General features: G+C 63.3%; 23 protein-coding genes. 11 read left to right on the top strand and 12 right to left on the bottom strand.

All coding sequences use genetic code 11. The annotated features are described in order from the left end of the window. Positions 1 to 100 precede the first annotated feature (100 nt). Positions 101 to 913: a UDP-2,3-diacylglucosamine diphosphatase gene (locus ABE456_RS15740; protein WP_346644740.1), complete on the top strand. Its 813-nt coding sequence runs from the start codon at positions 101 to 103 to the stop codon at positions 911 to 913. 38 nt (positions 914 to 951) lie between these two features. Here the strand turns inward: ABE456_RS15740 and ABE456_RS15735 are convergent, their stop codons facing one another. Then, entirely contained in the window at positions 952 to 1263 is a 312-nt protein-coding gene (locus ABE456_RS15735) for a DUF962 domain-containing protein (RefSeq protein WP_346644739.1), read from the bottom strand. A 152-nt stretch (positions 1264 to 1415) separates the two neighbouring features. On the opposite strand from ABE456_RS15735, the gene ABE456_RS15730 reads away from it, so the two are divergent. Continuing rightward, positions 1416 to 2477 carry an AraC family transcriptional regulator gene (locus ABE456_RS15730; protein WP_346644738.1) on the top strand — a complete coding sequence of 354 codons (1062 nt, stop codon included), beginning with the start codon at positions 1416 to 1418 and terminating at the stop codon, positions 2475 to 2477. Here ABE456_RS15730 and ABE456_RS15725 read toward each other — a convergent pair. Continuing rightward, a complete protein-coding gene (locus ABE456_RS15725; protein ID WP_346644737.1) occupies positions 2434 to 3888 on the bottom strand; it encodes a TrkH family potassium uptake protein in 1455 nt (484 codons plus the stop codon). The genes ABE456_RS15730 and ABE456_RS15725 overlap by 44 nt on opposite strands. Positions 3889 to 3990: 102 nt before the next feature. On the opposite strand from ABE456_RS15725, the gene ABE456_RS15720 reads away from it, so the two are divergent. Further along, positions 3991 to 4548 (top strand): NAD(P)H nitroreductase, encoded by a 558-nt coding sequence (locus tag ABE456_RS15720; RefSeq protein WP_346644736.1) that lies wholly within the window; start codon positions 3991 to 3993, stop codon positions 4546 to 4548. Positions 4549 to 4696: 148 nt separating this feature from the next. Here the strand turns inward: ABE456_RS15720 and ABE456_RS15715 are convergent, their stop codons facing one another. The 5 genes from ABE456_RS15715 to ABE456_RS15695 all read right to left on the bottom strand — a co-directional run bounded on the left by ABE456_RS15715 (position 4697) and on the right by ABE456_RS15695 (position 8399). Then, positions 4697 to 6037 (bottom strand): HAMP domain-containing sensor histidine kinase, encoded by a 1341-nt coding sequence (locus ABE456_RS15715; RefSeq protein ID WP_346644735.1) that lies wholly within the window; start codon positions 6035 to 6037, stop codon positions 4697 to 4699. 58 nt (positions 6038 to 6095) lie between these two features. Next, positions 6096 to 6512, bottom strand: a complete 417-nt coding sequence (locus tag ABE456_RS15710; RefSeq protein WP_346644734.1) for an LTXXQ domain protein — start codon at positions 6510 to 6512, stop codon at positions 6096 to 6098. A gap of 101 nt (positions 6513 to 6613) precedes the next feature. Further along, positions 6614 to 7291 carry a response regulator transcription factor gene (locus ABE456_RS15705; protein WP_346644733.1) on the bottom strand — a complete coding sequence of 226 codons (678 nt, stop codon included), beginning with the start codon at positions 7289 to 7291 and terminating at the stop codon, positions 6614 to 6616. Positions 7292 to 7504: 213 nt separating this feature from the next. After that, positions 7505 to 7804, bottom strand: a complete 300-nt coding sequence (locus tag ABE456_RS15700) for a YciI family protein (protein ID WP_015271283.1) — start codon at positions 7802 to 7804, stop codon at positions 7505 to 7507. A 1-nt stretch (position 7805) separates the two neighbouring features. Continuing rightward, complete coding sequence (locus ABE456_RS15695; RefSeq protein ID WP_346644732.1) at positions 7806 to 8399, bottom strand: septation protein A; 594 nt, start codon at positions 8397 to 8399, stop codon at positions 7806 to 7808. Between the two features lie 67 nt (positions 8400 to 8466). Here ABE456_RS15695 and ABE456_RS15690 point away from each other — a divergent pair, with 67 nt between their 5' ends. The 6 genes from ABE456_RS15690 to ABE456_RS15665 all read left to right on the top strand — a co-directional run bounded on the left by ABE456_RS15690 (position 8467) and on the right by ABE456_RS15665 (position 15055). After that, positions 8467 to 9327 (top strand): PHP domain-containing protein, encoded by an 861-nt coding sequence (locus tag ABE456_RS15690; RefSeq protein WP_346644731.1) that lies wholly within the window; start codon positions 8467 to 8469, stop codon positions 9325 to 9327. Between the two features lie 13 nt (positions 9328 to 9340). After that, positions 9341 to 9970: an L-threonylcarbamoyladenylate synthase gene (locus ABE456_RS15685; protein ID WP_346644730.1), complete on the top strand. Its 630-nt coding sequence runs from the start codon at positions 9341 to 9343 to the stop codon at positions 9968 to 9970. Positions 9971 to 10095: 125 nt separating this feature from the next. Continuing rightward, on the top strand, positions 10096 to 10821 hold the full coding sequence (locus ABE456_RS15680; RefSeq protein WP_346644767.1) for a ScpA family protein: 726 nt from the start codon (positions 10096 to 10098) through the stop codon (positions 10819 to 10821). Further along, positions 10808 to 11578, top strand: a complete 771-nt coding sequence (gene scpB / locus ABE456_RS15675) for an SMC-Scp complex subunit ScpB (protein ID WP_346644729.1) — start codon at positions 10808 to 10810, stop codon at positions 11576 to 11578. Before ABE456_RS15680 ends, scpB begins: the two co-directional genes overlap by 14 nt. Before the next feature lie 244 nt (positions 11579 to 11822). After that, a complete protein-coding gene (gene rluB, locus ABE456_RS15670; protein ID WP_346644728.1) occupies positions 11823 to 12890 on the top strand; it encodes a 23S rRNA pseudouridine(2605) synthase RluB in 1068 nt (355 codons plus the stop codon). 746 nt (positions 12891 to 13636) lie between these two features. Beyond that, entirely contained in the window at positions 13637 to 15055 is a 1419-nt protein-coding gene (locus ABE456_RS15665; RefSeq protein ID WP_346644727.1) for an amino acid permease, read from the top strand. Positions 15056 to 15227: 172 nt separating this feature from the next. Here the strand turns inward: ABE456_RS15665 and ABE456_RS15660 are convergent, their stop codons facing one another. Then, positions 15228 to 16112 (bottom strand): LysR substrate-binding domain-containing protein, encoded by an 885-nt coding sequence (locus ABE456_RS15660; RefSeq protein WP_346644726.1) that lies wholly within the window; start codon positions 16110 to 16112, stop codon positions 15228 to 15230. Positions 16113 to 16263: 151 nt separating this feature from the next. On the opposite strand from ABE456_RS15660, the gene ABE456_RS15655 reads away from it, so the two are divergent. Further along, complete coding sequence (locus ABE456_RS15655; RefSeq protein WP_346644725.1) at positions 16264 to 19284, top strand: FAD-binding and (Fe-S)-binding domain-containing protein; 3021 nt, start codon at positions 16264 to 16266, stop codon at positions 19282 to 19284. Positions 19285 to 19441: 157 nt separating this feature from the next. Here the strand turns inward: ABE456_RS15655 and ABE456_RS15650 are convergent, their stop codons facing one another. The 4 genes from ABE456_RS15650 to phhA all read right to left on the bottom strand — a co-directional run bounded on the left by ABE456_RS15650 (position 19442) and on the right by phhA (position 22234). Next, positions 19442 to 20641 carry an MFS transporter gene (locus ABE456_RS15650; protein WP_346644724.1) on the bottom strand — a complete coding sequence of 400 codons (1200 nt, stop codon included), beginning with the start codon at positions 20639 to 20641 and terminating at the stop codon, positions 19442 to 19444. A 90-nt stretch (positions 20642 to 20731) separates the two neighbouring features. Next, a complete protein-coding gene (locus tag ABE456_RS15645; RefSeq protein WP_346644723.1) occupies positions 20732 to 20860 on the bottom strand; it encodes a hypothetical protein in 129 nt (42 codons plus the stop codon). 190 nt (positions 20861 to 21050) lie between these two features. Further along, a complete protein-coding gene (locus tag ABE456_RS15640) occupies positions 21051 to 21407 on the bottom strand; it encodes a 4a-hydroxytetrahydrobiopterin dehydratase (RefSeq protein ID WP_003254532.1) in 357 nt (118 codons plus the stop codon). A 38-nt stretch (positions 21408 to 21445) separates the two neighbouring features. Then, positions 21446 to 22234, bottom strand: coding sequence for a phenylalanine 4-monooxygenase (phhA, locus tag ABE456_RS15635; protein ID WP_346644722.1), 789 nt, complete (start codon positions 22232 to 22234; stop codon positions 21446 to 21448). 256 nt (positions 22235 to 22490) lie between these two features. Here phhA and ABE456_RS15630 point away from each other — a divergent pair, with 256 nt between their 5' ends. Then, positions 22491 to 24050 carry a sigma-54-dependent transcriptional regulator gene (locus ABE456_RS15630; RefSeq protein ID WP_346644721.1) on the top strand — a complete coding sequence of 520 codons (1560 nt, stop codon included), beginning with the start codon at positions 22491 to 22493 and terminating at the stop codon, positions 24048 to 24050. The last annotated feature ends 104 nt before the right edge of the window (positions 24051 to 24154 follow it).

Below are 24154 nucleotides of genomic sequence, written 5' to 3'. Positions count from 1 at the left end.
ATTGTGCCTCAATCCAGGCAGCCCATCACTCGTAACTGTTTTGCCACCGCACTGTCATCCGCGCCTGCCAGTCTCCAGCAAACTGCGCCGGAGCCTGCCCATGACCCATGCCGAACTGTCCCGTCCCTCGCGCAAACAGCGCGTGCGTACCCTGTGGATCTCCGATGTGCACCTGGGCACCCGTGACTGCCAGGCCGAACACCTGTCGCAGTTCCTCAAGGGCTACCAGGCCGACCGCGTGTATCTGGTGGGCGACATCATCGATGGCTGGAAGCTGCGCGGCGGGATCTACTGGCCGCAGGCCCACACCAACGTGATCCGCCGCCTGCTGACCATGAGCAAACGCGGCACCGAGGTGATCTATGTCACCGGCAACCATGACGAATTCCTGCGGCGCTACTCCAAACTGATCCTGGGCAACATCCAGTTGGTGGACGAGGCCGAGCACCTGACCGCCGATGGTCGCCGCCTGCTGGTGATCCATGGCGACCAGTTCGACGTGATTACCCGGTACCACCGCTGGCTGGCGTTCCTGGGGGACCGTGCCTATGAGTTCACCCTGGTGCTCAACCGTTGGCTGAACCACTGGCGTGCCCGCTACGGCTATGGCTACTGGTCGCTTTCGGCCTACCTCAAGCACAAGGTCAAGGGGGCGGTGAACTTCATCAGCGACTTCGAGGATGCGATTGGCCACGAATGCACCCGCCGCGGCTTTCATGGGGTGGTCTGTGGGCACATCCACCATGCCGAGATCCGCAAGGTGGGGGAGGTGGAGTACCTTAACTGCGGGGATTGGGTGGAGTCATGCACGGCGCTGATCGAGCACTGGGATGGCACGATTGAGCTGTACCGGCTGGCGGAGGCGCAGGCGCGTGAAGCGCAGGCAGCAGCGGCGGTGCGTGAGCTGGCGTAAAGCTTGAGGGTCATGGGGCTGCTTCGCAGCCCCACAATCTACAGGCTGATCTTGCCCAGCAGGATATCGCGGAACATCACGAAATCCCCGATCAGGCTATACAGCGGATGGGTAAAGGTCGCTGGCCGGTTCTTTTCAAAAAAGAAATGCCCGACCCAGGCGAAGCCGTAGCCGAACACGGGCAAGGTCAGCAGTAGCCACCATTTGCCACTGCCGATGGTATAGGCCAGCAGGGCAATCACCAGGCTAGTGCCGACAAAGTGCAGCCGGCGGCAGGTGGGGTTGCTGTGCTCCCCCAGGTAGTAAGGATAGAACTCGGCAAAACTGCGAAACTGCGCTGTGCGGTTCATGGCAGTGCTCCAAGGTGGATACTTTTGGACAAGATGTACGGCGTGGAGCCTGATTCGAGTCTAGAGTGACTGGCAGGACCTACCAGTGACAATAGGCGCCAATTGAGTATCCTTGGGGTTCACCGCAGGAGCGGTCAGCATAAGAGCCTGTCATGAGCGAAAGAACCACGTCAGCCAGCTGGACATCAGGGATTGTGAAGGCGCTTGAGCTGGAGGGGCTCGATTGCCCTGCCATGTTCAAGCAGCTGGGGCTGGACTTCGCAGCCCTTGACGACCCCGACGCGCGCTTTTCCCAGGACTCCATGACCCGGCTCTGGCAATTGGCGGTGGAGTTGTCGGGCAACGAGGCCATCGGCCTGAACATGGCGCGGGTGGTGCGCCCGGCATCGTTCCATGTGGTGGGCTATGCGCTGATGTCCAGCCGCACCCTGGCCGAGGGTTTCGAGCGCCTGGTACGTTACCAGCGCATCATTGCCGAAAGCTCAGACCTGAGCTTCGTTCTTGGGCCCGAGGGCTACTCATTGATTCTGACCGTGCACGGCGATCATCTGCCGCCGACCCGGCACAGCGCCGAAGCGTCGCTGGCTTGCGCGTTGTCACTGTGCAAATGGCTAAGCGGGCGGCCGGTGCAGCCGCGGCGGGTGCTGGTGCAGGGGCCACAGCCGAAGAACATCGAGCCCTACAAGACTGCCTTCCATTCGCCGCTGGTGTTCGGTGCGCCGCATGATGCGCTGCTGTTCGAACGGGCCGACATGGAGGCGCCGCTGCCGACGGCCAACGAGGCCATGGCGGTGCTGCACGACCGTTTTGCCGGGGAGTACCTGGCACGTTTTTCCGAAAGCCGGGTCACCCACCGCGTGCGCCAGGTGCTGTGCCGCATTCTGCCGCAAGGGGAGCCCAAGCGCGAAACCCTGGCCCAGGCGCTGCACTTGTCGCAGCGCACCTTGCAGCGGCGGCTGCAGGAAGAGGGCACCAGCTTCCAGACCTTGCTTGACGACACCCGCCGCGAGCTGGCCGAACAGTACCTGGCCCAGCCGGGCATGACCCTGCTGGAAACCGCCTACCTGTTGGGCTTTGCCGACCCCAGCAACTTCTTCCGGGCGTTCCGCCGCTGGTTCGATACCACGCCCAGCGAGTACCGCGCCCGCCTGGGCGCGGAAGCCGATGTGCTCAGTGACGCCAGAACGCCGGCATACACAGCACCAGCACCGTAATGATTTCCAGTCGACCGAGCAGCATGCCGGCCGCGAGAATCCACTTGGCCGCGTCTGGCAGCGTGGCGTAGTTCCCCGAAGGGCCGATCACTTCACCCAGGCCCGGGCCCACACCCGAAACCGTGCCGGCGGCACCGGTCAATGCGGTCATCCAGTCTACGCCAAGCAACGACAGCAGCAGGGCCATGACGCAGATGGTGATGGCGAAGAAGAACGAGAACGTCAGGATCGAGCGCACGATCTCTTCGTCGAGGCGGTGGCCGTTGTATTTCTGCTTGATCACCGCACGCGGGTGGATCAACTGGTTGAGGCTGGCCTTGAGCAGGATGTAGGCCACCTGGAAGCGGAAGATCTTGATACCGCCCGCGGTCGAGCCTGAGCAGCCGCCAACGAAGCCCAGGTAGAAGAACAGCATCAGCGAGAAGTTGCCCCACAGGCTGTAGTCGCCCAGGGCGAAACCGGTTGTGGTGACCACCGAGGTCACGTTCAGCGCCACGTGGCGCAGCGCGTCGAGCCAGTGCAGGCTGGTGGTGTACCAGTACCAGGTGCCCAGTACCAGCCAGGTCACCACCAGCATGCCTAGCAGCCCTTGTACCTGCTGGTCACGAATGAGTGCCTTGCGGTTGCCGCGCAGGGTTGCCACGTACAGCGTAAAGGGCAAGCTGCCAAGGATCATCACCACCACCGCGACCCAGTGCACGGCCGGGATGTCCCACTTGGCCAGTGACTGGTCCGACGTCGAGAAGCCGCCAGTAGAGATCGCCGACATGGCATGGTTGATTGCATCGAACGGGCTCATGCCGGCCCACCAGAAGGCCAGCGAGCCCAATATCGAGAAGCCGACGTAAACCCCCACGATCGACTTGGCGACCATGTGCGAGCGCGGCATGACCTTTTCCGAACGGTCGGACGATTCGGTCTGGAACAGGCGCATGCCACCGATGCGCAGCAGCGGCAGGATCGCTACCGCCATGGCGATGAAGCCGATACCGCCGAGCCAGTGCAGCATCGAGCGCCACATCAGGATGCCCGGCGACATGTTATCGAGCCCGCTAAGCACGGTAGCACCGGTGGCGGTGATGCCCGACATGCTTTCGAAGAAGGCGTCGGTGTAGCTGATGTGCTGGGTCAGCAGGAACGGCAGGGCGGCGAACACGCACACCACCAGCCAGCTGCTGACGGTGAGCAGGTACATGTCACGCGGGCGCAGGTGCACATGCTCGGGGCGGCCCTGGACCACCAGGGCCAGGCCGGCGATGAAAGTGATCAGGCTCGACCAGAGGAACGACGGCATGTCACCGGTGCGCTCGAAGACCACCAGGGTTGCCATGGGCACGGCCATACCGACGGCGAGGGTAATCAGGAAGATGCCGATGATGAAACCAATTATCCTTAAGGTCGGCAACGCCATGTGATCTGCTCTGACTCGAAACGGAAGGGCGCCATTCTACCTATGGGTCTGGTGATGTAAACGCTAGAATGGCCGCACATTTACCTGCCAGGAGGGTAGCCGATGGAGGCTCTCGACGCATTGCTCAACCGTGTATCCGTGCCACGCCTGACCGACCCGGCGCCCAATGCCGCCCAGCGCGAGGCGTTGTTCCAGGCCGCCTTGCGGGCCCCGGACCATGGCCAGCTGCGGCCGTGGCGGTTTCTGACCATCGAAGGCCAGGGCCGCGACAAACTGGGTGAGCTGTTCGCCGAAGCGCTGCAGCACAAGGGCGATGCCAGCCAGGCTGCACTGGACAAGGCCCGTGCCATGCCGTTGCGGGCGCCGTTGCTGATCGTGGTGGTGGCTAAACTGCAAGACCACTTCAAGGTACCCAAGTCCGAGCAGCGCCTGGCGGCGGGCTGTGCGGCGCACGGTATTTTGATTGCTGCGCATGCGCAGGGGATCGGTGCGGTGTGGCGCACTGGTGACATGGCCTTTGATGCCCATGTGCACAAGGGGCTGGGGCTGGCCGAGAACGAGGAATTGATCGGCTACCTGTACGTCGGCACGCCGCTGGCCGAGCCGCGCACGGCGCCGATTCTGGAAACCGCCGATTTTGTCAGTGGTTGGGGTGAGTAACGCAGCCTTGGGCTGATTGCTGTATCAAGGCACCCGGCCCTTTCGCGGGTAAACCCGCTCCCACAAGGTACTGTGCAAGGATTGAAACCTGCGCCGCACCTGTGGGAGCGGGTTTACCCGCGAAGAGGCCGGGTGCCTTTACATCACATCAACTGCCTGCCGCTTCAGCCAAGGGCAACTCCAGCCTGGCGACAAACCCACCCTGTGGATGATTGTCCAGCACCAGGCTGCCGCCATGGCGCTCCGCCGCCTTGCGCGCAATCGCCAGCCCCAGCCCATGCCCCGGCGCTTCCTGCCCCGGCGCGCGGAAGAACGGTTCACCCAACTGCGCCAGGTGCTCTGCGGGCGCCCCCGGCCCATGGTCACGTACACTGATCACGATCAGCTCCTGCTCACGCACGGCGCTGACCTCGACTGGCTGGCCCACCGGGTTGAAGCGCAGGGCGTTGCGCAGCAGGTTATCCACGGCGCGCTCGATCAGCGTTGGCCAGCCCTGCAAGGTCAACCCCGGCTGCGCCTCCAGGCGCACGTCCTGCTCGGGCGCGCTGAGCAGGGCGTCCTTGCGCACGCTGCCGAGCAGGGCATTGAGGTCGACCGGCTCGGCATGGGCCTGTTCGGCATCCACCCGGGCCAGGGCGAGGATTTCGCTGATCAGGGCTTCCAGGCGGTCGCATTCGCGGGTCAGGCGTGGCCACAGGCCCTCGCGCTGCTCGGGCCCGGCGCGCTCGGCCAGGGCCAGGGCAATGCGCAGCCTGGCCAGCGGCGAGCGCAGCTCATGGGACACGTCGCGCAGCAACTGGCGCTGGCTGCCGATGGTGCTTTGCAGGCGCGACCCCATCTTGTTGAAGTCCTTGGCCAGTACGCCGAACTCGTCGCGCCGCGCCGCCAGCCGCGCCAGGCTGTTCTGCTGGTAGGTGGTCTGGCCAAGGTCATGCACGGCGCTGCGCAGGCGGCTTAGCGGGCGGGTGATGGACAGCGTCACCAGCAGGCTGAACAGGGTCAGCACTACCAGCGCAATACCCAAGGCACTCAGCGGCCACAGCAGGCTTTCGCGGTGCCAGGCATCCAGCGCGGGATGGGGGATGCGGTAGATCAGCAGGTAGGTTTCGCCGGTGTCGGGGCTTGTGTATTCCTCGGTCAGCCGGCGCCACGGCAGGCGCCGCTCGTCATTGTGCTGGCGTGCCTCGAAGGCCGCCGCACGGCGCGGGAAGGTGCCGGGCACCACCGCTTCGCCACTGTCGTCGAGCACCTGCACGTCGATCTTGTAGCGGTCTTTGCGCCGCTCAAGGAAGTGCTGTGCCGATTCCAGGCCTTCCTGTTCGTAGTGCTTGGCCCACTTGCTGGCCAGGGTATTCAGGCCTGGGTGGCGGCTGAGGATCCAGGCGTCCTGATTGAGCATGTGGCCGAGCAGGATCGACAGGCCGGCGACCAGGGTGATGGCCAACCAGAAACTGGCCAGGATGCGCCAGAACAGTGAACGCAAGTGCACCTCCTAAACGGGAAAAGCCCGGCCCGCACATAGGCGGGCCGGGCATTGGGCGGACAGCTTACTGGGCCTTGGTGCCTTTTTCAGCTTTCCAGGCCTGGAACTCCTGCCACTCGGCTTTCTGTGCGGCGCGTTCCTTTTGCAGTTCGTCGAACTTCTTCTGCTGGTCAGGCTTGAGCAGGTTGCGCACCGCGCTGTCGGTCTTGTCGCGGTTGGCCTGCAGTTCGTCCTTCATGGCCTTCTGGTCGGCGGCCGGCAGCTTGGACAGGTAGCGCTCGGTGATGTCGCGGCGCTGTTTCATCTGCTCGCCCATCAGCTTGCCGATCTGCTGGCGCTGGTCGCGGCTCAGGTCCAGTTGGTGGAAAGGCGCATCACCGCGATGATGCGGGCCGTCGTGACGCTGGCCGCCGTCAGGCATGGCCATGGCCACGGTCGGCAGGGCGGCGGCAAACATCAGGGCGATAAGGGTCTTGCGCATGGTGTCTCTCCTTTCATAGGCCGGTGGTTACCGGATGAGCACAGTCTAGGGAGATCACCGTCAAGCGCAGTCAGCGGATGGTAAAGGCTCGGTAAAGATGTTCAGAGGCAGTAGTAATAGCCACGGCTGCGCAGCGCCACGATGCGTGGCCGGCCATCGGCGTGCGGGCCGATCTTCTTGCGCAGGTTGCTGACATGCATGTCCAGGCTGCGGTCGTACAGGGTCAGTTTGCGGCCCAGGCCGATCTGCGCCAGTTCCTGCTTGTCCAGCGGCTCGCCGGGCTGGCGCAGCAGGGCCTCGAGAATGCGGCTTTCGGAGAGGGTCAGGGTCATTTCGCGGCCATCGATGCTGGCCACGCCGCGTGCCGGGCTGTAGACCAGGTCGCCCAGCTCCACCTGGCTAGTGGTGGCAGTGGGGTGGCTGCGGCGCAGTACCGCGCGCAGGCGGGCGGTGAGTTCACGCGGGTCGCAGGGTTTGGCCAGGTAGTCGTCGGCGCCCAGTTCCAGGCCGAGGATGCGGTCCAGCGGCTCGCCGCGGGCCGACAGCATCAGCACCGGCAACTCGGCATGCTCGCTGCGCAACTGCTTGAGCAGTTCCAGGCCACTGCCGTCGGGCAGCATCACGTCCAGCACCACCGCAGCGGGGGCGTGCTCGGCCAGGGCCTGGCGTGCGCTCTGGCCATCGTGGCAGGCCCGGACGGAAAACCCTTCCTGGGTCAGCCAGCTGCCGAGCAGCTCGCACAGTTCCTGGTCATCATCAATCAGTAACAGCTCGCTCATGACTCACTCAATTCAACCATTGACGGCGGCTATTCGGCCCGCCAGTGGCAAAGATACCGCAGACTGATGGCAACAGTATAACTGCCAGTACTGCGTCGGGGGGGGGGGGGGGGGGGGCCGCCCGGACACCCCCCCCCACGACGCGAAAAGCGGGCCTGGTGGGGTGGGTGGCGGGGGGGGGGGGCCCCCCCCCCCCCCCGACGCAGTCTCAGCTCAAGGCAGCACTTGCTTGAACGGCTTGACCACAACCTTGTCGTACACGCCCGCAGCAATGTACGGGTCGGCATCGGCCCAGGCCTGCGCCGCAGCCAGCGAATCGAACTCGGCAACGATCAGGCTACCGCTGAAACCCGCTTCGCCCGGGTCATTGCTGTCGATGGCCGGGTGCGGGCCGGCCAGCACCACGCGGCCTTCGGCCTTGAGCTGTTGCAGGCGTTCGATGTGCGCCGGGCGGGCAGCCAGGCGCTTTTCCAGGGAGTTTGCGACGTCGCTGGCGATAATGGCGTAGAGCATGTCAATCCTTGGGTTTGGAGGTAGAAGGGTCGTCGTGCAGGTGGCGCGACAGGTAAACACCTTGCGCCACCAGGAAGATAACGGTCATGCCCAGGCTGCCGAACACCTTGAAGTCCACCCAGAAGTCCTGGAAGGTGAAGGCGACAAACAGGTTGGCCGCACCGCAGAACAGGAAAAAGCCGATCCAGGCCAGGTTCAGGCGCGACCAGACGGCATCGGGCAGGCTCAGGGCATGGCCCATGATGCGCTTGATCAGCACCCGGTCGCCGATGAAGTGGCTGCCGGCGAAGCCCAGGGCGAACAGCCAGTTCACCACCGGCGCCTTCCACTTGAGGAAGGTTTCGCTGTGGAAGGTCAGGGTCAGGCCGCCAAACACCAGGCAGGCCACCAGGGTAAGCCACTGGCCCTTTTCCAGCTTGCGCTGGCGCAGGAACAGAGCGCCGTACACCACCAGCGAGCTGATGATCAGCATGGCCGTGGCGCTGTAGATACCGCCGAATTCGAAGCTGTGACCGGCGACTTCCATGGGGCGCGGGTCGAGCTTGTAGACGATGAAGAACAGCAGCAGCGGGATGAAATCGATGAATTGTTTCACAATGGCAGCCAGAATCGGGATGTGACGGCATAATAACAAACATCGATTCCAGCGAAAGCGCTCCTCCATGAATGTTGATCTGCACTGTCACAGCACGGCCTCCGACGGCGCCCTTTCGCCGTCGGTACTGGTTGCCCGGGCCCATGAGCACGGGGTGCAAACGTTGGCACTGACCGACCATGACACCATCGAAGGCCTGCCCGAAGCGCGCCAGGCCTGCGTTGAACGGGGCATGCGCTGGGTCAGCGGGGTGGAGCTGTCGTGCACCTGGGGTGGCGCGACCATCCATGTGCTGGGCTATGACTTCCCACTCGACGCGCCGCCATTGCTGGCAGCGATTGAAGCACTGCACCGTGGCCGCTGGCTGCGCGCCGAAGAAATCGACAAACGGCTGGCGGCCAAGGGCATGCCCGGTACCCTCGAAGGCGCCCGCGCCGTGCAGCATGAGCTGGGCGACAGCGGCAACGCCCCGGCGCGCCCGCATTTTGCCGAGTACCTGGTGCGCGCCGGGCACGTCAAGGACCGCGGCGAGGCGTTTCGCAAGTGGCTGGGAGCCGGCAAGCTGGGCGACGTCAAGCAGCACTGGCCGACCCTCGACGAAACCGTCGCCACCCTGCGCCAGTCCAACGCATGGGTGAGCCTGGCGCATCCGATGCACTACGACCTGACCCGCAGCAAGCGCAGAAGGCTGATTGCCGACTATATTCAGGCAGGCGGGCAGGCGCTTGAAGTGGTCAACGGGATGATGCCGGCCGAGCAGGTGGGCACGATGTCCATCCTTACCCGTGAGTTCGGCCTGCTGGCAAGTGCTGGCAGTGACTTCCACGGCCCCGGCACCTGGGGTGAGATCGGTGCCTACCGGCCATTGCCCGAGGACCTGCCACCTCTGTGGCGCCGATTCAGCCATGAACAGCCTTTGGCGGTATGAACAGGACGACTACGTGAGCCAATTTTTCCAGATTCATGCGGAGAATCCGCAGGCGCGCCTGATCAAACAGGCCGTCGAGATCATCCGCAAGGGTGGCGTGGTGGTGTATCCGACCGACTCGGCCTACGCCCTGGGTTGCCAGATCGGCAACAAGACGGCAATCGAGCGGGTGCGGCGCCTGCGCGGCCTGGACAAGACCCACAATTTCACCTTGATGTGCTGCGACATGTCGCAGCTGGGCCTGTATGCCAAGGTCGACACTGGCACCTTCCGCTTGCTCAAGGCCCATGTGCCCGGGCCTTACACCTTTATCCTCAATGGCACCCGGGAGGTACCGCGCCTGTTGCTGCACGAGAAGCGCCGCACCATCGGCCTGCGCGTGCCAGACCACGCCATTACCTTGGCCTTGCTGGCCGAACTGGGCGAGCCGCTGATGAGCGTCAGCCTGATCCTGCCCGGTGACGACGAGCCGATGACCGACCCTTACGAGATCCGTGAGCGCCTGGAACACCACGTCGACCTGGTGATCGACGGTGGTTTTGGCGACCTCAAGGCGTCGACCATCATCGATCTTTCCGGCGACGAGCCGGAGCTGATCCGCGAAGGCTGCGGCGACCCCACGCCGTTCCTGGTCAGCGCGTGAACCTGGTGGAAACGCCCGAGGCACCGGCTGAACAGGTCGACTTGCCTCGGCAGCTGCAACTGGCCTTGGTCTACGGCGAAGCCCTGACCGAAATGCCGCTGGACCTGTACATCCCGCCGGACGCCCTGGAAGTCATCCTCGAAGCCTTCGAAGGCCCGCTGGACCTGTTGTTGTACCTGATCCGCAAGCAGAACATCGACATCCTCGACATCCCCGTGGCGGAAATCACCCGCCAGTACATGGGCTACGTGGAGCTGATGAAAAGCGTGCGCCTGGAGCTGGCCGCCGAATACCTGGTGATGGCTGCCATGCTCGCCGAGATCAAGTCGCGCATGCTGCTGCCGCGCTCGGCCGAGGTCGAGGAAGAGGAGGGCGACCCGCGCGCCGAATTGATCCGGCGGTTGCAGGAGTACGAGCGTTTCAAGGCCGCTGCCGAAGGCATCGATGAGTTGCCGCGTGTCGGCCGCGATGTCGTGGTACCGCGCCTGGAAGCGCCTCAGGCCAAGGTGCGCAAGCTGTTGCCACAGGTCAGCCTGGAAGAATTGTTGATGTCCATGGCCGAGGTAATGCGCCGCAACGACCTGTTCGAAAGCCACCAGATTACCCGCGAGACCCTGTCCACCCGCGAGCGCATGAGCCAGGTGCTGGAACGCCTCAAGGGCGGTGCTTTCGTACCGTTTGTCGAGCTGTTTACCGCCGAGGAGGGCAAGCTGGGCGTGGTGGTGACCTTCATGGCGATTCTCGAGCTGGTGAAGGAGTCGCTGATCGAACTGGTGCAAAATGAACCTTTCGCCGCCATTCACGTGCGGCTTCGCCCGGCGCTAGTTGAAGAACCTGATGAATTTGAATGAACCCCGCGACCTGGCGTCGCTGATCGAAGCCTTCTTGCTGGCTTCGGGCAAGCCGCAATCCCTGGAGCGCCTGTACGAGCTGTTCGAAGAGGCCGAACGCCCGGAACCCACGGTGTTCAAGCAGGCCCTGGAAGTACTGGGCAAGTCGTGCAGCGGCCGTGCTTTCGAACTCAAGGAAGTGGCCAGCGGGTACCGCCTGCAGATCCGCGAGGACTATGCCCCCTGGGTAGGGCGCTTGTGGGAAGAACGCCCGCAGCGCTACTCACGGGCGCTGCTCGAAACCCTGGCCCTGATCGCCTATCGCCAGCCGATCACCCGTGGCGAGATCGAGGATGTGCGGGGCGTGGCGGTGAACAGCAACATCATCAAGACCATGATGGAGCGCGAGTGGATACGTGTGGTCGGCTACCGCGAAGTGCCCGGGCGCCCGGCGATGTTCGCCACTACCAAGGCGTTTCTCGACCATTTCAACCTCAAGAGCCTCGATGAGCTGCCGGCTTTGGCCGAGTTGCGCGAGATGGAACCCGAACCGCTGCTTGATCCGGATGATGCGCCAGTGCCGGCGCACCTGCAGGCCTTGGCCGATGCCAGCCTTGGGGAAGAGGAGGAAGTCGCGGAGCCGAAGGAGGAGACCAGCTTCCGTAGCCTGTTGGTGGAGCTGGATGCCATGGAGGAGGGGCTTAAGACTGACTTTGATGATTTGCGTGAAGAAGAGCCTGAGGTTTCTGTGGAAGAAGAGGGCAAGTTACAGCCCTGATTCTTCTGTCGCCTATACAGGGAAACCATAGGTTCTGAAGGTAGCGCGGTACCTGTAGGAGCGGGTTTACCCGCGAAGAGGCCGGCACTGCCAATACACCACCATTAGGCAGAAATCCCTCGCAAAGCCTACAAAACCCTCTACCCTGCAGTGCGTTCCCTCACCGAACCGCGTATGATGCGCGGCCTTTTGGCGCGCTCGTCGCCAAAAAACCTATTTCATTCCTACACCGGGAGGTGCCCAGATGAGTGAGCAAGACCTGCAAGATACCGAAATCACCCCGCCATCCGGCGAAAAGCTGCAGAAAGTGCTGGCACGCATTGGCGTGGGCTCGCGCCGTGACGTCGAGGCCTGGATCAGCCAGGGCCGCATCAAGGTCAACGGCGTCGAGGCTACCCTCGGCCAGCGTGTCGACCTGCACGACGCCATTGCCGTGGACGGCAAGCTGATCAAGCGCGAAGAGGCCGCCGAGGCCACCCGCCGGGTGATCATGTACAACAAGCCCGATGGCGAAATCTGCACCCGTGACGACCCGGAAGGCCGCCCGACCGTGTTCGACCGCCTGCCACGGCCGAAAGAAGGCCGCTGGATCAACATCGGCCGCCTCGACATCAACACCACCGGCCTGCTGCTGTTCACCACCGACGGTGAACTGGCCAACCGCCTGATGCACCCATCCTACGAGATGGACCGTGAGTACGCGGTACGTGTGCGTGGTGAAGTCGACGACGAGATGATCGAACGCCTGAAGGCCGGCGTGATGCTGGAAGACGGCCCGGCCAAGTTCACCGACATCCAGAAGGCACCGGGGGGCGAAGGCTTCAACCACTGGTACCACTGCGTGGTGATGGAAGGCCGTAACCGTGAGGTGCGTCGCCTGTGGGAGTCCCAGGGCATGGTGGTCAGCCGCCTGAAGCGCGTGCGTTTCGGCCCGGTGTTCCTCAACTCCGACCTGCCGATGGGCCGCTGGCGTGAAATGACCCAGGGCGAAATCGACATCCTGGCCGCCGAAGTGGGCCTGCAGCCGGTTGCGCTGCCAGCCCTGAAGCTCAAGGCCAAGGACAAGATGGAGCGCCTGCAGCGCAAGTCGACCCGCCCGCTGGGCCGTGGCGAGCGCGTGCGCAACCTGCGCCCGGCCCACGAAGGTGCCGCTGCTGGCGAACGCCCTGCGCGTCAGCCGCGTGAAGAAGCCCCGCGCAAGGGCAGCCGCGGCAGCGCCGTGGCCGAGCGCCCGAGCGAGATGCGCAAGCGCCCGGGCAAACCTGAAGGTGACAAGCCGGCAGGCCGTGGCCGCGGCAAGCCGCGTGGCTGATGGGCCCGTGTGGTAATCAGGAAACCAGCCTTCGGGCTGGTTTTTTTATGCCTGTGAGAATTTGGGGCTGCTGCGCAGCCCATCGCGACACAAGGCCGCTCCTACAGCTACCACGTCAATTTCCGGTGTTGTGCGGTCCCTGTAGGAGCGGCCTTGTGTCGCGATGGGCCGCAAAGCGGCCCCAAGATATTGAACCAAAAGAATTTTTCGGACGACTGGCAAGTTCCCGAACCACTATGTAAAGAAATTTATACAAATCTGGCCGATTTCAGTCCCAATTTCAGAACAAGCCCAATCCTGTAAATAAACCTTGCCGCTGCCCAAGCGCAAAAGCCGCCGCCCCGGTGCTGCCCACCCTTGCCCAAACCCCCGCCCCACGGTGTTATAGCCGCCATTGCCGTGTGCAAGAGCCCGTCCAAAGAGCCTGGCTGACAAAACAACAAATGGAGGCGCCATGTACGCCGATCACTCCGCCTTTCAAGGCCCATACCACAGGATCGCTGCGTTTTTTCCAGATGGAAGGACGCAACGCGTTGACGCCTGCGCGCTTGCAGGGGTATACAGTGCGCCGCGTTTTACCTGTGACCCCTTTGCGTACCGCGCACTCTTGATCACGCCTGGTTGATCCGCCCCGGCGGCACCCTCGGTCAAGAAACCCAAGGTAACCACCTTGCCCATTCCGCTGCGCCACGAGCGCGGTGGGTCCGATTCCGTCACAGATAAAAACAATGCAGGTGACTTCGTTCATGAGTGGACAAAACATGCATTCAGGCGAGCTCAAGCGGGGCCTGAAGAACCGCCATATCCAGTTGATCGCCCTCGGCGGCGCGATTGGTACCGGTCTGTTCCTTGGCTCGGCAGGCGTGATGAAATCCGCCGGCCCGTCGATGATCCTTGGCTACGCCATCTGCGGTTTCATCGCCTTCATGATCATGCGCCAGCTTGGCGAAATGATCGTCGAAGAGCCGGTGGCCGGCTCGTTCAGCCATTTCGCCCACACCTACTGGGGTGGTTTCGCCGGCTTCCTGTCGGGCTGGAACTGCTGGGTGCTGTACATCCTGGTGGGCATGTCGGAGCTTTCGGCGGTTGGCAAGTATGTTCACTACTGGTGGCCGGAGATTCCTACCTGGGTCACGGCAGCCGCGTTCTTCGTGCTGATCAACGCCATCAACCTGATGAACGTGAAGTTCTTCGGTGAAGCCGAATTCTGGTTCGCCATCATCAAGGTCGTGGCCATCGTCAGCATGATCGGCCTGGGTGCCTACCTGCTGACCAGCGGCAGCGGCGGCCCGGAAGCTACCGTAGCCAACCTGTGGTCGCATGGCGGCTTCTTCCCGAACGGTGTCAGCGGGCTGGTAATGGCCTTGGCCTTCATCATGTTCTCCTTCGGTGGCCTGGAAATGCTCGGCTTCACCGCCGCCGAGGCCGACAAGCCGAAGACCGTGATCCCCAAGGCGATCAACCAGGTCATCTACCGCATCCTGATCTTCTATGTTGGTGCCCTGGTGGTGCTGCTGTCGCTGACCCCATGGGACAACCTGGTCGCCAGCATCGACGCCTCGGGTGGCAGCTATGGCAGCAGCCCGTTCGTGCAGGTGTTCTCGCTGCTGGGCAGTGACGTGGCCGCCAACCTGCTGAACTTCGTGGTCCTGACTGCGGCGCTGTCGGTGTACAACAGTGGCACCTACTGCAACGCCCGCATGCTGCTGGGCATGGCCGAGCAGGGCGATGCCCCGGCGTCGCTGGCCAAGGTCGACAAGCGTGGTGTGCCAGTGCGTTCGATCCTGGTGTCGGCTGCCGTGACCTTCGTTGCCGTGCTGCTCAACTACCTGATGCCGCAGAACGCCCTGGAGCTGCTGATGTCGCTGGTAGTGGCGACCCTGGTGATCAACTGGGCGATGATCAGCTACTCGCACCTGAAGTTCCGCCAGCACCTGGACCGTACCGGCCAGAAGCCGCTGTTCAAGGCGCTGTGGTACCCGTACGGCAACTACGTGGTGCTGGCCTTCGTGGTGCTGATCCTTGGCATCATGCTGATGATCCCGGGCATCCAGGTTTCGGTGTATGCAATCCCGGTGTGGCTGTTTGCGATGTTCGTGATCTACATGGTCAAGCCGCGGCGCAAGATGAATGCCGGTGGGGCTGCTGGTACTGTGGCCAAGTAAGGCGCTGTAACTAGTATGCAGAAACCCGAAGTCAGGTGACTGGCTTCGGGTTTTTTGTTGCCTGCTTGGGCCCTATCGCCGGCAAGCCAGCTCCCACAGGTACAGCGCAGCCCTCAAGATCGGTGCGGTCGGTGTGGGAGCTGGCTTGCCGGCGATAGGGTCGGGACAGGGTTCAGATCTGCTCCAGCAACCAGCTCCTGAATGCCCGCAACGAAGGCAAGGCCTCATTCCTGGGCGGGTAGATCAGGTAATAACTGCGCTGGCTGGCAAACGCCCCCCCCGGGCTGTACAGCTCACCCTTGGCCAGTTCCTCCTCCACCAGTATGCGCGGTACCAGCCCGATACCAATGCCGGCCCGCACCGCCTGGATCAGATGCGAGGTCAGCTCGAAGCTCGGCCCCAAACGCATCGCCCGGTGCGCCAGGCTGTGGTGGGAGAACCATTCACCCCAGGCATGCGGGTTGTTGGCCACGTTGAGCAGCACTTCTTCACTGATTCGCGCCGGGCTCCAGCCCTGGCTGTCGACGCCAGCCTCCGGCGGCAAAATCACCACCAGCTCTTCGGCATGCAGGCGATGGCAGATCAGCCCCGGCAGGTCGTGGCTGGCCACGCCAATAGCAGCGTCAATCTCGCTGGTGTCGAAATTGATGGCTTCGATGCGTGAATGAATGTGCACCAGCATGCCCGGGTGGGCGCTGTAGAACGCATGCAGCCGCGGCAGCAGCCATTTCGAGCCGAACGTGGGCAGGGTGGCCAGGCGCAAGGTGCCAACCCCCGACTGATAGGCCAACGCCTGCAGGGTAGCGCTGCGGATACGCCCCAGCGCCTCGCTGAGCTCGCGCTGGTACAGGCGGCCGACATCGGTCAACTGCACCTGGCGCCCCTCGCGGCGGAACAGGGTCAGGCCCAGTTGCTGCTCCAGCGCCTGTACCTGGCGGCTGACCGCACTCTGGGTCAGCGACAGTTCGGCGGCGGCGCGGGTGTAGCTTTCATGCCGGGCGGCGGCCTCGAATGCCAGCAGCAACGACATGGACGGTGTCAGGTGGCGGTAATTCATTCATAAAAGTCATTGATAGCGGCAGGATTATCCGTTTGCCCCTGAAGCCAAACTACAGGAACATTGGCCTATACGTCATCCCTGCATGCTTGACCCATGCCGGAGCGACAGGAATCCCGTGAATTAGCCAATATCAAGAGGCCATCCTTCGATGATCGCCCAGCTGCCGACCGTTGCACCAAGCGCCAACTACCCCGAATTCCTCGAAGCCCTGCGTAACAGCGGCTTCCGTGGCCAGATCAGTGCCGACTACGCTACCCGCACGGTACTGGCCACCGACAACTCGATCTACCAGCGCTTGCCGCAAGCGGCAGTATTCCCGCTGGACGCCGACGATGTGGCACGGGTCGCCACGCTGATGGCCGAGCCGCGCTTCCAGCAGGTCAAGCTGACCCCACGCGGCGGCGGCACCGGCACCAACGGCCAGTCGCTGACCGACGGTATCGTCGTCGACCTGTCGCGGCACATGAACAACATCCTCGAAATCAACGTCGAGGAGCGCTGGGTGCGGGTGCAGGCCGGTACCGTCAAGGACCAGCTCAACGCTGCGCTCAAGCCGCACGGGCTGTTCTTCGCCCCTGAGCTGTCCACCTCCAACCGCGCCACGGTCGGCGGCATGATCAACACCGACGCCAGCGGCCAGGGCAGCTGCACCTATGGCAAGACCCGCGACCATGTGCTGGAGCTGCACAGCGTGCTGCTCGGTGGCGAGCGCCTGCACAGCCTGCCAATCGACGATGCTGCGCTGGAGCAGGCATGCGCCGCGCCTGGCCGGGTTGGCGAGGTGTACCGCATGGCCCGGGAGATCCAGGAAACCCAGGCCGAACTGATCGAAACCACCTTCCCCAAGCTCAACCGTTGCCTGACCGGCTACGACCTGGCGCATTTGCGCGACGAGCAAGGGCGCTTCAACCTCAACAGCGTGCTGTGCGGTGCCGAGGGCTCGCTGGGCTACGTGGTCGAAGCCAAGCTCAATGTGCTGCCGATCCCCAAGTACGCGGTGCTGGTCAACGTGCGCTACACCAGCTTCATGGATGCCCTGCGTGACGCCAATGCGCTGATGGCGCACAAGCCGCTGTCGATCGAGACGGTCGACTCCAAGGTGCTGATGCTAGCGATGAAGGACATCGTCTGGCACAGCGTTGCCGAATACTTCCCGGCCGACCCCGAGCGCCCGACCCTGGGCATCAACCTGGTGGAGTTCTGCGGCGACGAGCCGGCCGAGGTCAATGCCAAGGTACAGGCCTTTGTCGAACACCTGCAGGCGGACACCAGTGTCGAGCGCCTTGGGCATACCTTGGCTGAAGGCGCCGAGGCCGTGACCCGTGTCTATGTCATGCGCAAGCGTTCGGTTGGCCTACTGGGCAACGTAGAGGGCGAAGTGCGCCCGCAGCCGTTCGTTGAAGATACCGCGGTACCGCCGGAGCAACTGGCCGACTACATTGCCGACTTCCGCGCGCTGCTCGATGGCTATGGCCTGGCCTATGGCATGTTCGGCCACGTTGACGCTGGCGTGCTGCACGTGCGCCCGGCACTGGATATGAAAGACCCGGCCCAGGCCGCGCTGGTCAAGCCGATTTCCGATGCGGTGGCGGCGCTGACCAAAAGCTACGGCGGCCTGCTGTGGGGCGAGCACGGCAAGGGCCTGCGCTCGGAATACGTGCCGGAATACTTCGGCGAGCTGTACCCGGCACTTCAGCGCCTGAAGGGCGCCTTCGACCCGCACAACCAGCTCAACCCAGGCAAGATCTGCACCCCGCCAGACAGCACCGAAGGCCTGACCCCGGTGGATGGCGTGACCCTGCGCGGTGACCTCGACCGCACCATTGACGAGCGCGTGTGGCAGGACTTCCCCAGCGCCGTGCACTGCAATGGCAACGGCGCCTGCTACAACTACGACCCCAACGACGCCATGTGCCCATCGTGGAAGGCCACCCGTGAACGCCAGCATTCACCCAAAGGCCGTGCCTCGCTGATGCGCGAATGGCTGCGCCTGCAGGGCGAAGCGAACATCGACGTGCTGGCCGCAGCGCGCAACAAAGTGTCGTGGCTCAAGGGCCTGCCGGCACGCCTGCGCAACAACCGTGCGCGCAACCAGGGCCAGGAAGACTTCTCCCATGAAGTGTACGACGCCATGGCTGGCTGCCTGGCGTGCAAGTCGTGCGCCGGGCAGTGCCCGATCAAGGTCAACGTGCCGGACTTCCGCTCGCGCTTCCTCGAGCTGTACCACGGCCGCTACCAGCGCCCGCTGCGTGACTACCTGATCGGCTCGCTGGAGTTCACCATCCCTTACCTGGCCCATGCGCCAGGGCTGTACAACGCGGTGATGGGCTCGAAGTGGGTGAGCCAGCTGCTGGCCGACAAGGTCGGCATGGTCGACAGCCCGCTGATCAGCCGCTTCAACTTCCAGGCCACCCTGACCCGCTGCCGTGTAGGCGTGGCCACGGTGCCGGCCCTGCGCGAGCTGACCCCGGCCCAGCGCGAGCGCAGTATCGTGCTGGTGCAGGACGCCTTCACCCGCTACTTCGAGACGCCGCTGCTGTCGGCCTTCATCGACCTGGCGCACCGCCTGGGCCATCGGGTGTTCCTGGCGCCGTACAGCGCCAATGGCAAGCCACTGCATGTGCAGGGTTTCCTCGGTGCGTTCGCCAAGGCGGCGATCCGCAATGCCACCCAGCTCAAGGCCCTGGCCGACTGTGGCGTGCCGCTGGTGGGCCTGGACCCGGCGATGACCCTGGTGTATCGCCAGGAGTACCAGAAGGTGCCGGGCCTGGACGGTTGCCCGCAGGTGCTGTTGCCGCAGGAGTGGTTGATGGATGTGTTGCCGGAGCAGGCGCCGACCGCGCCGGGCAACTTCCGCCTGATGGCGCACTGCACCGAGAAGACCAACGTGCCGGCCAGCACCAAACAGTGGGAGCAGGTGTTTGCCCGCCTGGGGCTGAAGCTGGTGACCGAGGCCACCGGCTGCTGCGGCATGTCCGGTACTTATGGGCATGAGGCGCGCAACCAGGAAACCTCGCGGACCATCTTCGAGCAAAGCTGGGCGACCAAGCTGGACAAGGAAGGCGAGCCACTGGCGACCGGTTATTCGTGCCGTAGCCAGGTCAAGCGCATGACCGAGCGCAAGATGCGCCACCCACTGGAAGTGGTGTTGCAGTACGCCCAGCGCTGACCAACAGGGCGCCTAGGGGCTGCTTGGCAGCCCCATTCGCGGCGGTTCGACGCCTCGATGAACCCGCTCCCACAGGGATATCACAGGGCCTGAGGGCAGTGTTGTACCTGTGGGAGCGGGTTCACCCGCGAAGAGGCCCGCCCCGGCAATACAACTGTCAGCCTTCTGCTGTACGGTCTCTACCCCGACGCGCCTGCCGATACAGATACAGGCTCAACACCAACCCACAAGCCGCCGCAGCCGCCGCAAACAGAAACATCGAAGCAAACCCGAACCCCGCCGCCACCGCGCCCACCAATGGCCCGGTCACCCCCAGCGACAAGTCGATGAACAGCGAATACGCCCCCACCGCCGCCCCGCGGTTGGCCGCCGATACCTGGTTCACTGCCTCAACGCCCAACGCCGGGAACACCAGCGAAAAACCAAACCCACTCAGTGCTGCACCTGCCAGCGCCAGCTCGGCGCTGGGTGCCAGCCACAGCATCAGCAGCCCCAGGGTTTCCACCGACAAGCAGGCAATGGCCACGCGAAACCCGCCAATCCGGTTGATCAAGTTGCCGAACAGCAGCCGCGCACTGATGAAGCTGGCACCGAACAGGCTCAGAGTCAGCGCTGCATTGGCCCAGCCACGGCTGGCGTAATACAGGGTGATGAAGGTGGCGATGGTGCCAAAGCCGATCGAGCCCAGGGCCAGCCCCGAGCCATGCGGGAACACCTTGCCCAGCACCTGCATGAACGGCAGGCGCCTGCCACTGACGATCGGCGCGGCGCGCTTCGGCCAGGCCAGCAGCAGGCCGAGCGCACACAACAGGATGATGCTCACACCCATGCTCCACAGCCCCAGGCCTTTGACCATCAGTACCCCCAGCGGGGCGCCGATGGCCAGCGCGCCATAGCTGGCGATGCCGTTCCATGAGATGACCTTGGCGGTGTGTTCGGCGCCCACTCGGCCAATGCCCCAGCCGATGGCGCCGGAACCCACCAGGCTTTCGGCGCTGCCCAGTACCAGGCGGCCGACCAGCAGGCAGGCCAGGCTCAGCCAGGGCAGGTGGGTGAAGAACGCACAGGCCAGCATGAACACACCGCTCAGGCCGCAGCCAGCCAGGCCATACATGACTGCCTTCTTGCTGCCGTGGTTGTCGATGATGCGGCTGGAGGTGGGGCGGCTGAGCAGGGTGGCGAGGTATTGCACGCTGATCACCAGGCCGGCGACCACGGCGCTGAAACCCAGTTCGTTGTGCACATAGCCCGGCAGTACGGCCAGCGGGATGCCGATGTTCAGGTAGCCGATGAAGGTGAAGAGGACGATGGAGACGACTTGCAGGGTGACCGCAAGGGGGCGCGGTGAGTCGGGCATGGGGGCCTACGTGGGGTCAGGACGGTGTGAAAACGTGATGACGGGGGTGGTCCGCAGGTCAGCCGTTTTCACACAGTCGGGGATGCGCAGTTATTCCTGGTCAGCGCTGGATTGATCGTCACCATCCTGCTCGAAGGCAGGCGCCGGTTCGGCGTGAACGGTCACGGTTGGCTCTTCTGGGTTCAGGCTTGGGAAGGGAAGATTCGGGATCTCATGCATCTCGTCGTTCCTCGCAAGTGTGAGTGAAAAGTCTGCGCCAGGCGCGGTTGGAGCTTCGCAAAGCAGGGGGCAGGATACACAAGTCTGGATGACAGTTTGGATTTTTTACCGTTCGCTTGTCGGTTTTGCGGGCGAACAGCGGACATCTTTCCCATAAAGAATGGGGCCGCCGGGCCCCATTTTTCAGTGCTTACTTACGGCCTTCGGCCGTTTCCGCCACCTTGTCAGTGCGTGCGCACATGATGAAGTCATTACGGTGCAGGCCCTTGATCGAGTGGCTCCACCAGGTCACGGTGACCTTGCCCCACTCGGTCAGCAGCCCCGGGTGGTGGCCTTCGGCCTCGGCAATCTCGCCCACCGCATTGGTAAACGCCAGGGCGTGCTTGAAGTTCTTGAACAGGAACACGCGCTCCAGCTCCATGTGGCCGTCACGTACTTCGATGTTCCAGTCCGGGATTTCGCGAATCAGCTCGGCCAGCTCTTCGTCAGTGACTTTCGGGGCGTCGGCGCGGCAGGCTTCGCAATGGGCTTGGTTCAAGGCGTTCATGGGTGTTTTCCGGTTCGAGTTGTTATCGGCAAGGGCGCTCAGGCAGCGACCTTGGGTGGAAACTTCGGTGCGTGCAGGCCCAGCTGCATGGCTTTGTGGACCATGCCCATGATGTCTTCGTGGGCCAGGTCGAACAGGTGCTTCATGTTTGGCAGCACGAAATACAGTGGCTGCAGGATGTCGATGCGGTACGGCGTGCGCATGGCTTCGATCGGGTCGAAGGCCTGGTGCTCAGGCTCGCCAGACAAACTGTAGACGGTCTCTTTAGGCGACGAGAGGATGCCGCCGCCATAGATCTTGCGGCCCTGCGAGGTTTCCATCAGGCCAAACTCGATGGTCATCCAGTACAGGCGCGCCAGGTACACGCGTTGTTCCTTGGTCGCGGCCAGGCCGAGCTTGCCGTAGGTGTGGGTGAATTCGGCGAACCAGGGGTTGGTCAGCAGCGGGCAGTGGCCGAAAATCTCGTGGAAGATATCTGGCTCTTGCAGGTAGTCCAGCTCTTCCGGGGTGCGGATGAAGGTGGCAACCGGGAAGCGCTTGCTGGCCAGCAGTTCGAAGAAGGTCTGGAAGGGTATCAGTGCCGGTACCCGGGCAACTTGCCAGCCGGTGGTGGCGCCCAGCACCTTGTTGACTTCGCCCAGTTGCGGAATGCGGTCATGCGGCAGCTTGAGCTGGTCGATGCCGTCCAGGTATTCCTGGCACGCGCGGCCTTCGATCACTTTCAGCTGGCGGGTGATCAGGGTGTTCCATACCGCATGCTCTTGCTGCGGGTAATCGATAAAACCATGCGCATCGGGCTCGCGGGCCACGTATTGCGTCTGTTTCATAAGGCTCTCCTGGTGAGGGCTTTTCTTGTTATGTGCAGGACATGCCTTAGGAATATCCCTTCACTGGCCGCTTTGCACCGGGGGCAGGGCAGTACTTGGGCTGGCTGCTAGCTGCTTTTCGTAACGATAATTTTACAAAATGACGCAGGTGTCGGAAAATCCGCGGCATCTGGCTGATGGTTACGCTGTTTTTGTCAGCTTATCTTTACGACTTTTCCGCGCGATGTTGAAAAACATTGGCGCTACGAGAGCCCTCATGCGTATCAAAGTGCATTGCCAGAACCGCATTGGCATCCTGCGTGACATCCTCAACCTGCTGGTGGAGTACGGCATCAACGTGCTGCGCGGCGAGGTGGGTGGTGACCATGGCAACGCCATCTACCTGCACTGCCCGAACCTGATCAACCTGCAGTTCCAGGCGCTGCGGCCCAAGTTCGAAGCCATCGCCGGGGTGTTTGGCGTCAAGCGCGTGGGGTTGATGCCCAGTGAGCGCCGGCACATGGAGCTGAACGCATTGCTGGGGGCGCTGGACTTCCCCGTATTGTCGATCGACATGGGCGGCAGCATCGTCGCCGCCAACCGTACCGCGGCGCAGCTGCTGGGGGTGCGGGTGGATGAAGTGCCGGGCATGCCGCTGGCGCGCTACGTGGAGGACTTTGACCTGCCGGAGCTGGTGCGGGCCAACAAGTCACGCATCAATGGCCTGCGTATCAAGGTAAAAGGTGATGTGTTCCTGGCCGATATCGCGCCGCTGCAGTCGGAGCATGATGACAGCGAGGCGCTGGCCGGTGCGGTACTCACCCTGCACCGCGCCGACCGCATCGGCGAGCGCATCTACAATGTGCGCAAGCAGGAGTTGCGCGGCTTCGACAGCATCTTCCAGAGCTCGCGGGTAATGGCCGCGGTGGTGCGTGAGGCGCGGCGCATGGCGCCGCTGGATGCACCGTTGCTGATCGAGGGTGAAACGGGCACTGGCAAGGAGCTGCTGGCGCGCGCCTGCCACCTGGCCAGCCCGCGCGGCCAGTCGCCGCTGATGGCGCTGAACTGCGCCGGGTTGCCCGAGTCGATGGCCGAGACCGAATTGTTCGGTTACGGCCCTGGGGCGTTTGAAGGCGCGCGCGCCGAGGGCAAGCTGGGGCTGCTGGAGCTGACCGCTGGCGGCACACTGTTCCTCGACGGGGTAGGGGAGATGAGCCCGCGCCTGCAGGTGAAGCTGTTGCGCTTTTTGCAGGACGGTTGCTTCCGCCGCGTAGGCAGCGACGAAGAGGTGTACCTCGACGTGCGGGTGATCTGCGCAACTCAGGTGGATTTGTCCGAGCTGTGTGCCCGCGGCGAGTTCCGCCAGGACCTGTATCACCGCCTCAACGTGTTGTCGTTGCACATTCCGCCATTGCGCGAGTGCATGGATGGCCTGGAAGGGCTGGTGCAGCACTTTCTCGACCAGGCCAGCCGGCAGATCGGTTGCGCCATGCCACGGTTGGCGCCGGCGGCGATGGACAAGCTTGGGCAGTACCATTGGCCGGGTAATGTAAGGCAGTTGGAAAACGTCTTGTTCCAGGCGGTTTCGTTATGCGAGGGCGGCGTGGTTAAAAGCGAGCATATTCGTTTGCCGGATTATGGTGCGCGCCAACCGTTGGGCGAGTTTTCGCTGGAAGGGGATCTTTCGCAGATTGTCGGGCGCTTTGAAAAAGCAGTGCTGGAAAGTTTGATGGGGGAGTTTTCCAGTAGCCGGGCGCTGGGGAAAAGATTGGGTGTTTCGCATACCACAATTGCCAACAAGTTGAGGGATTATTCGCTCAACAAGTCTGGCGATTAGTTGTCGGGCAACAAGCTTGGGACTGCTTCGCAGTCCTATCGCGACACAAGGCCGCTCCTACAGGTATTGCATCTGGTTTAAAACCTGCGCAATACCTGTAGGAG

Source organism: Pseudomonas sp. TWI929 (genome assembly GCF_039673335.1).
Classification (GTDB): domain Bacteria; phylum Pseudomonadota; class Gammaproteobacteria; order Pseudomonadales; family Pseudomonadaceae; genus Aquipseudomonas.
The sequence above is the reverse complement of the archived record's forward strand: the minus strand, read 5'-3'. Positions and strand labels throughout refer to the sequence as shown.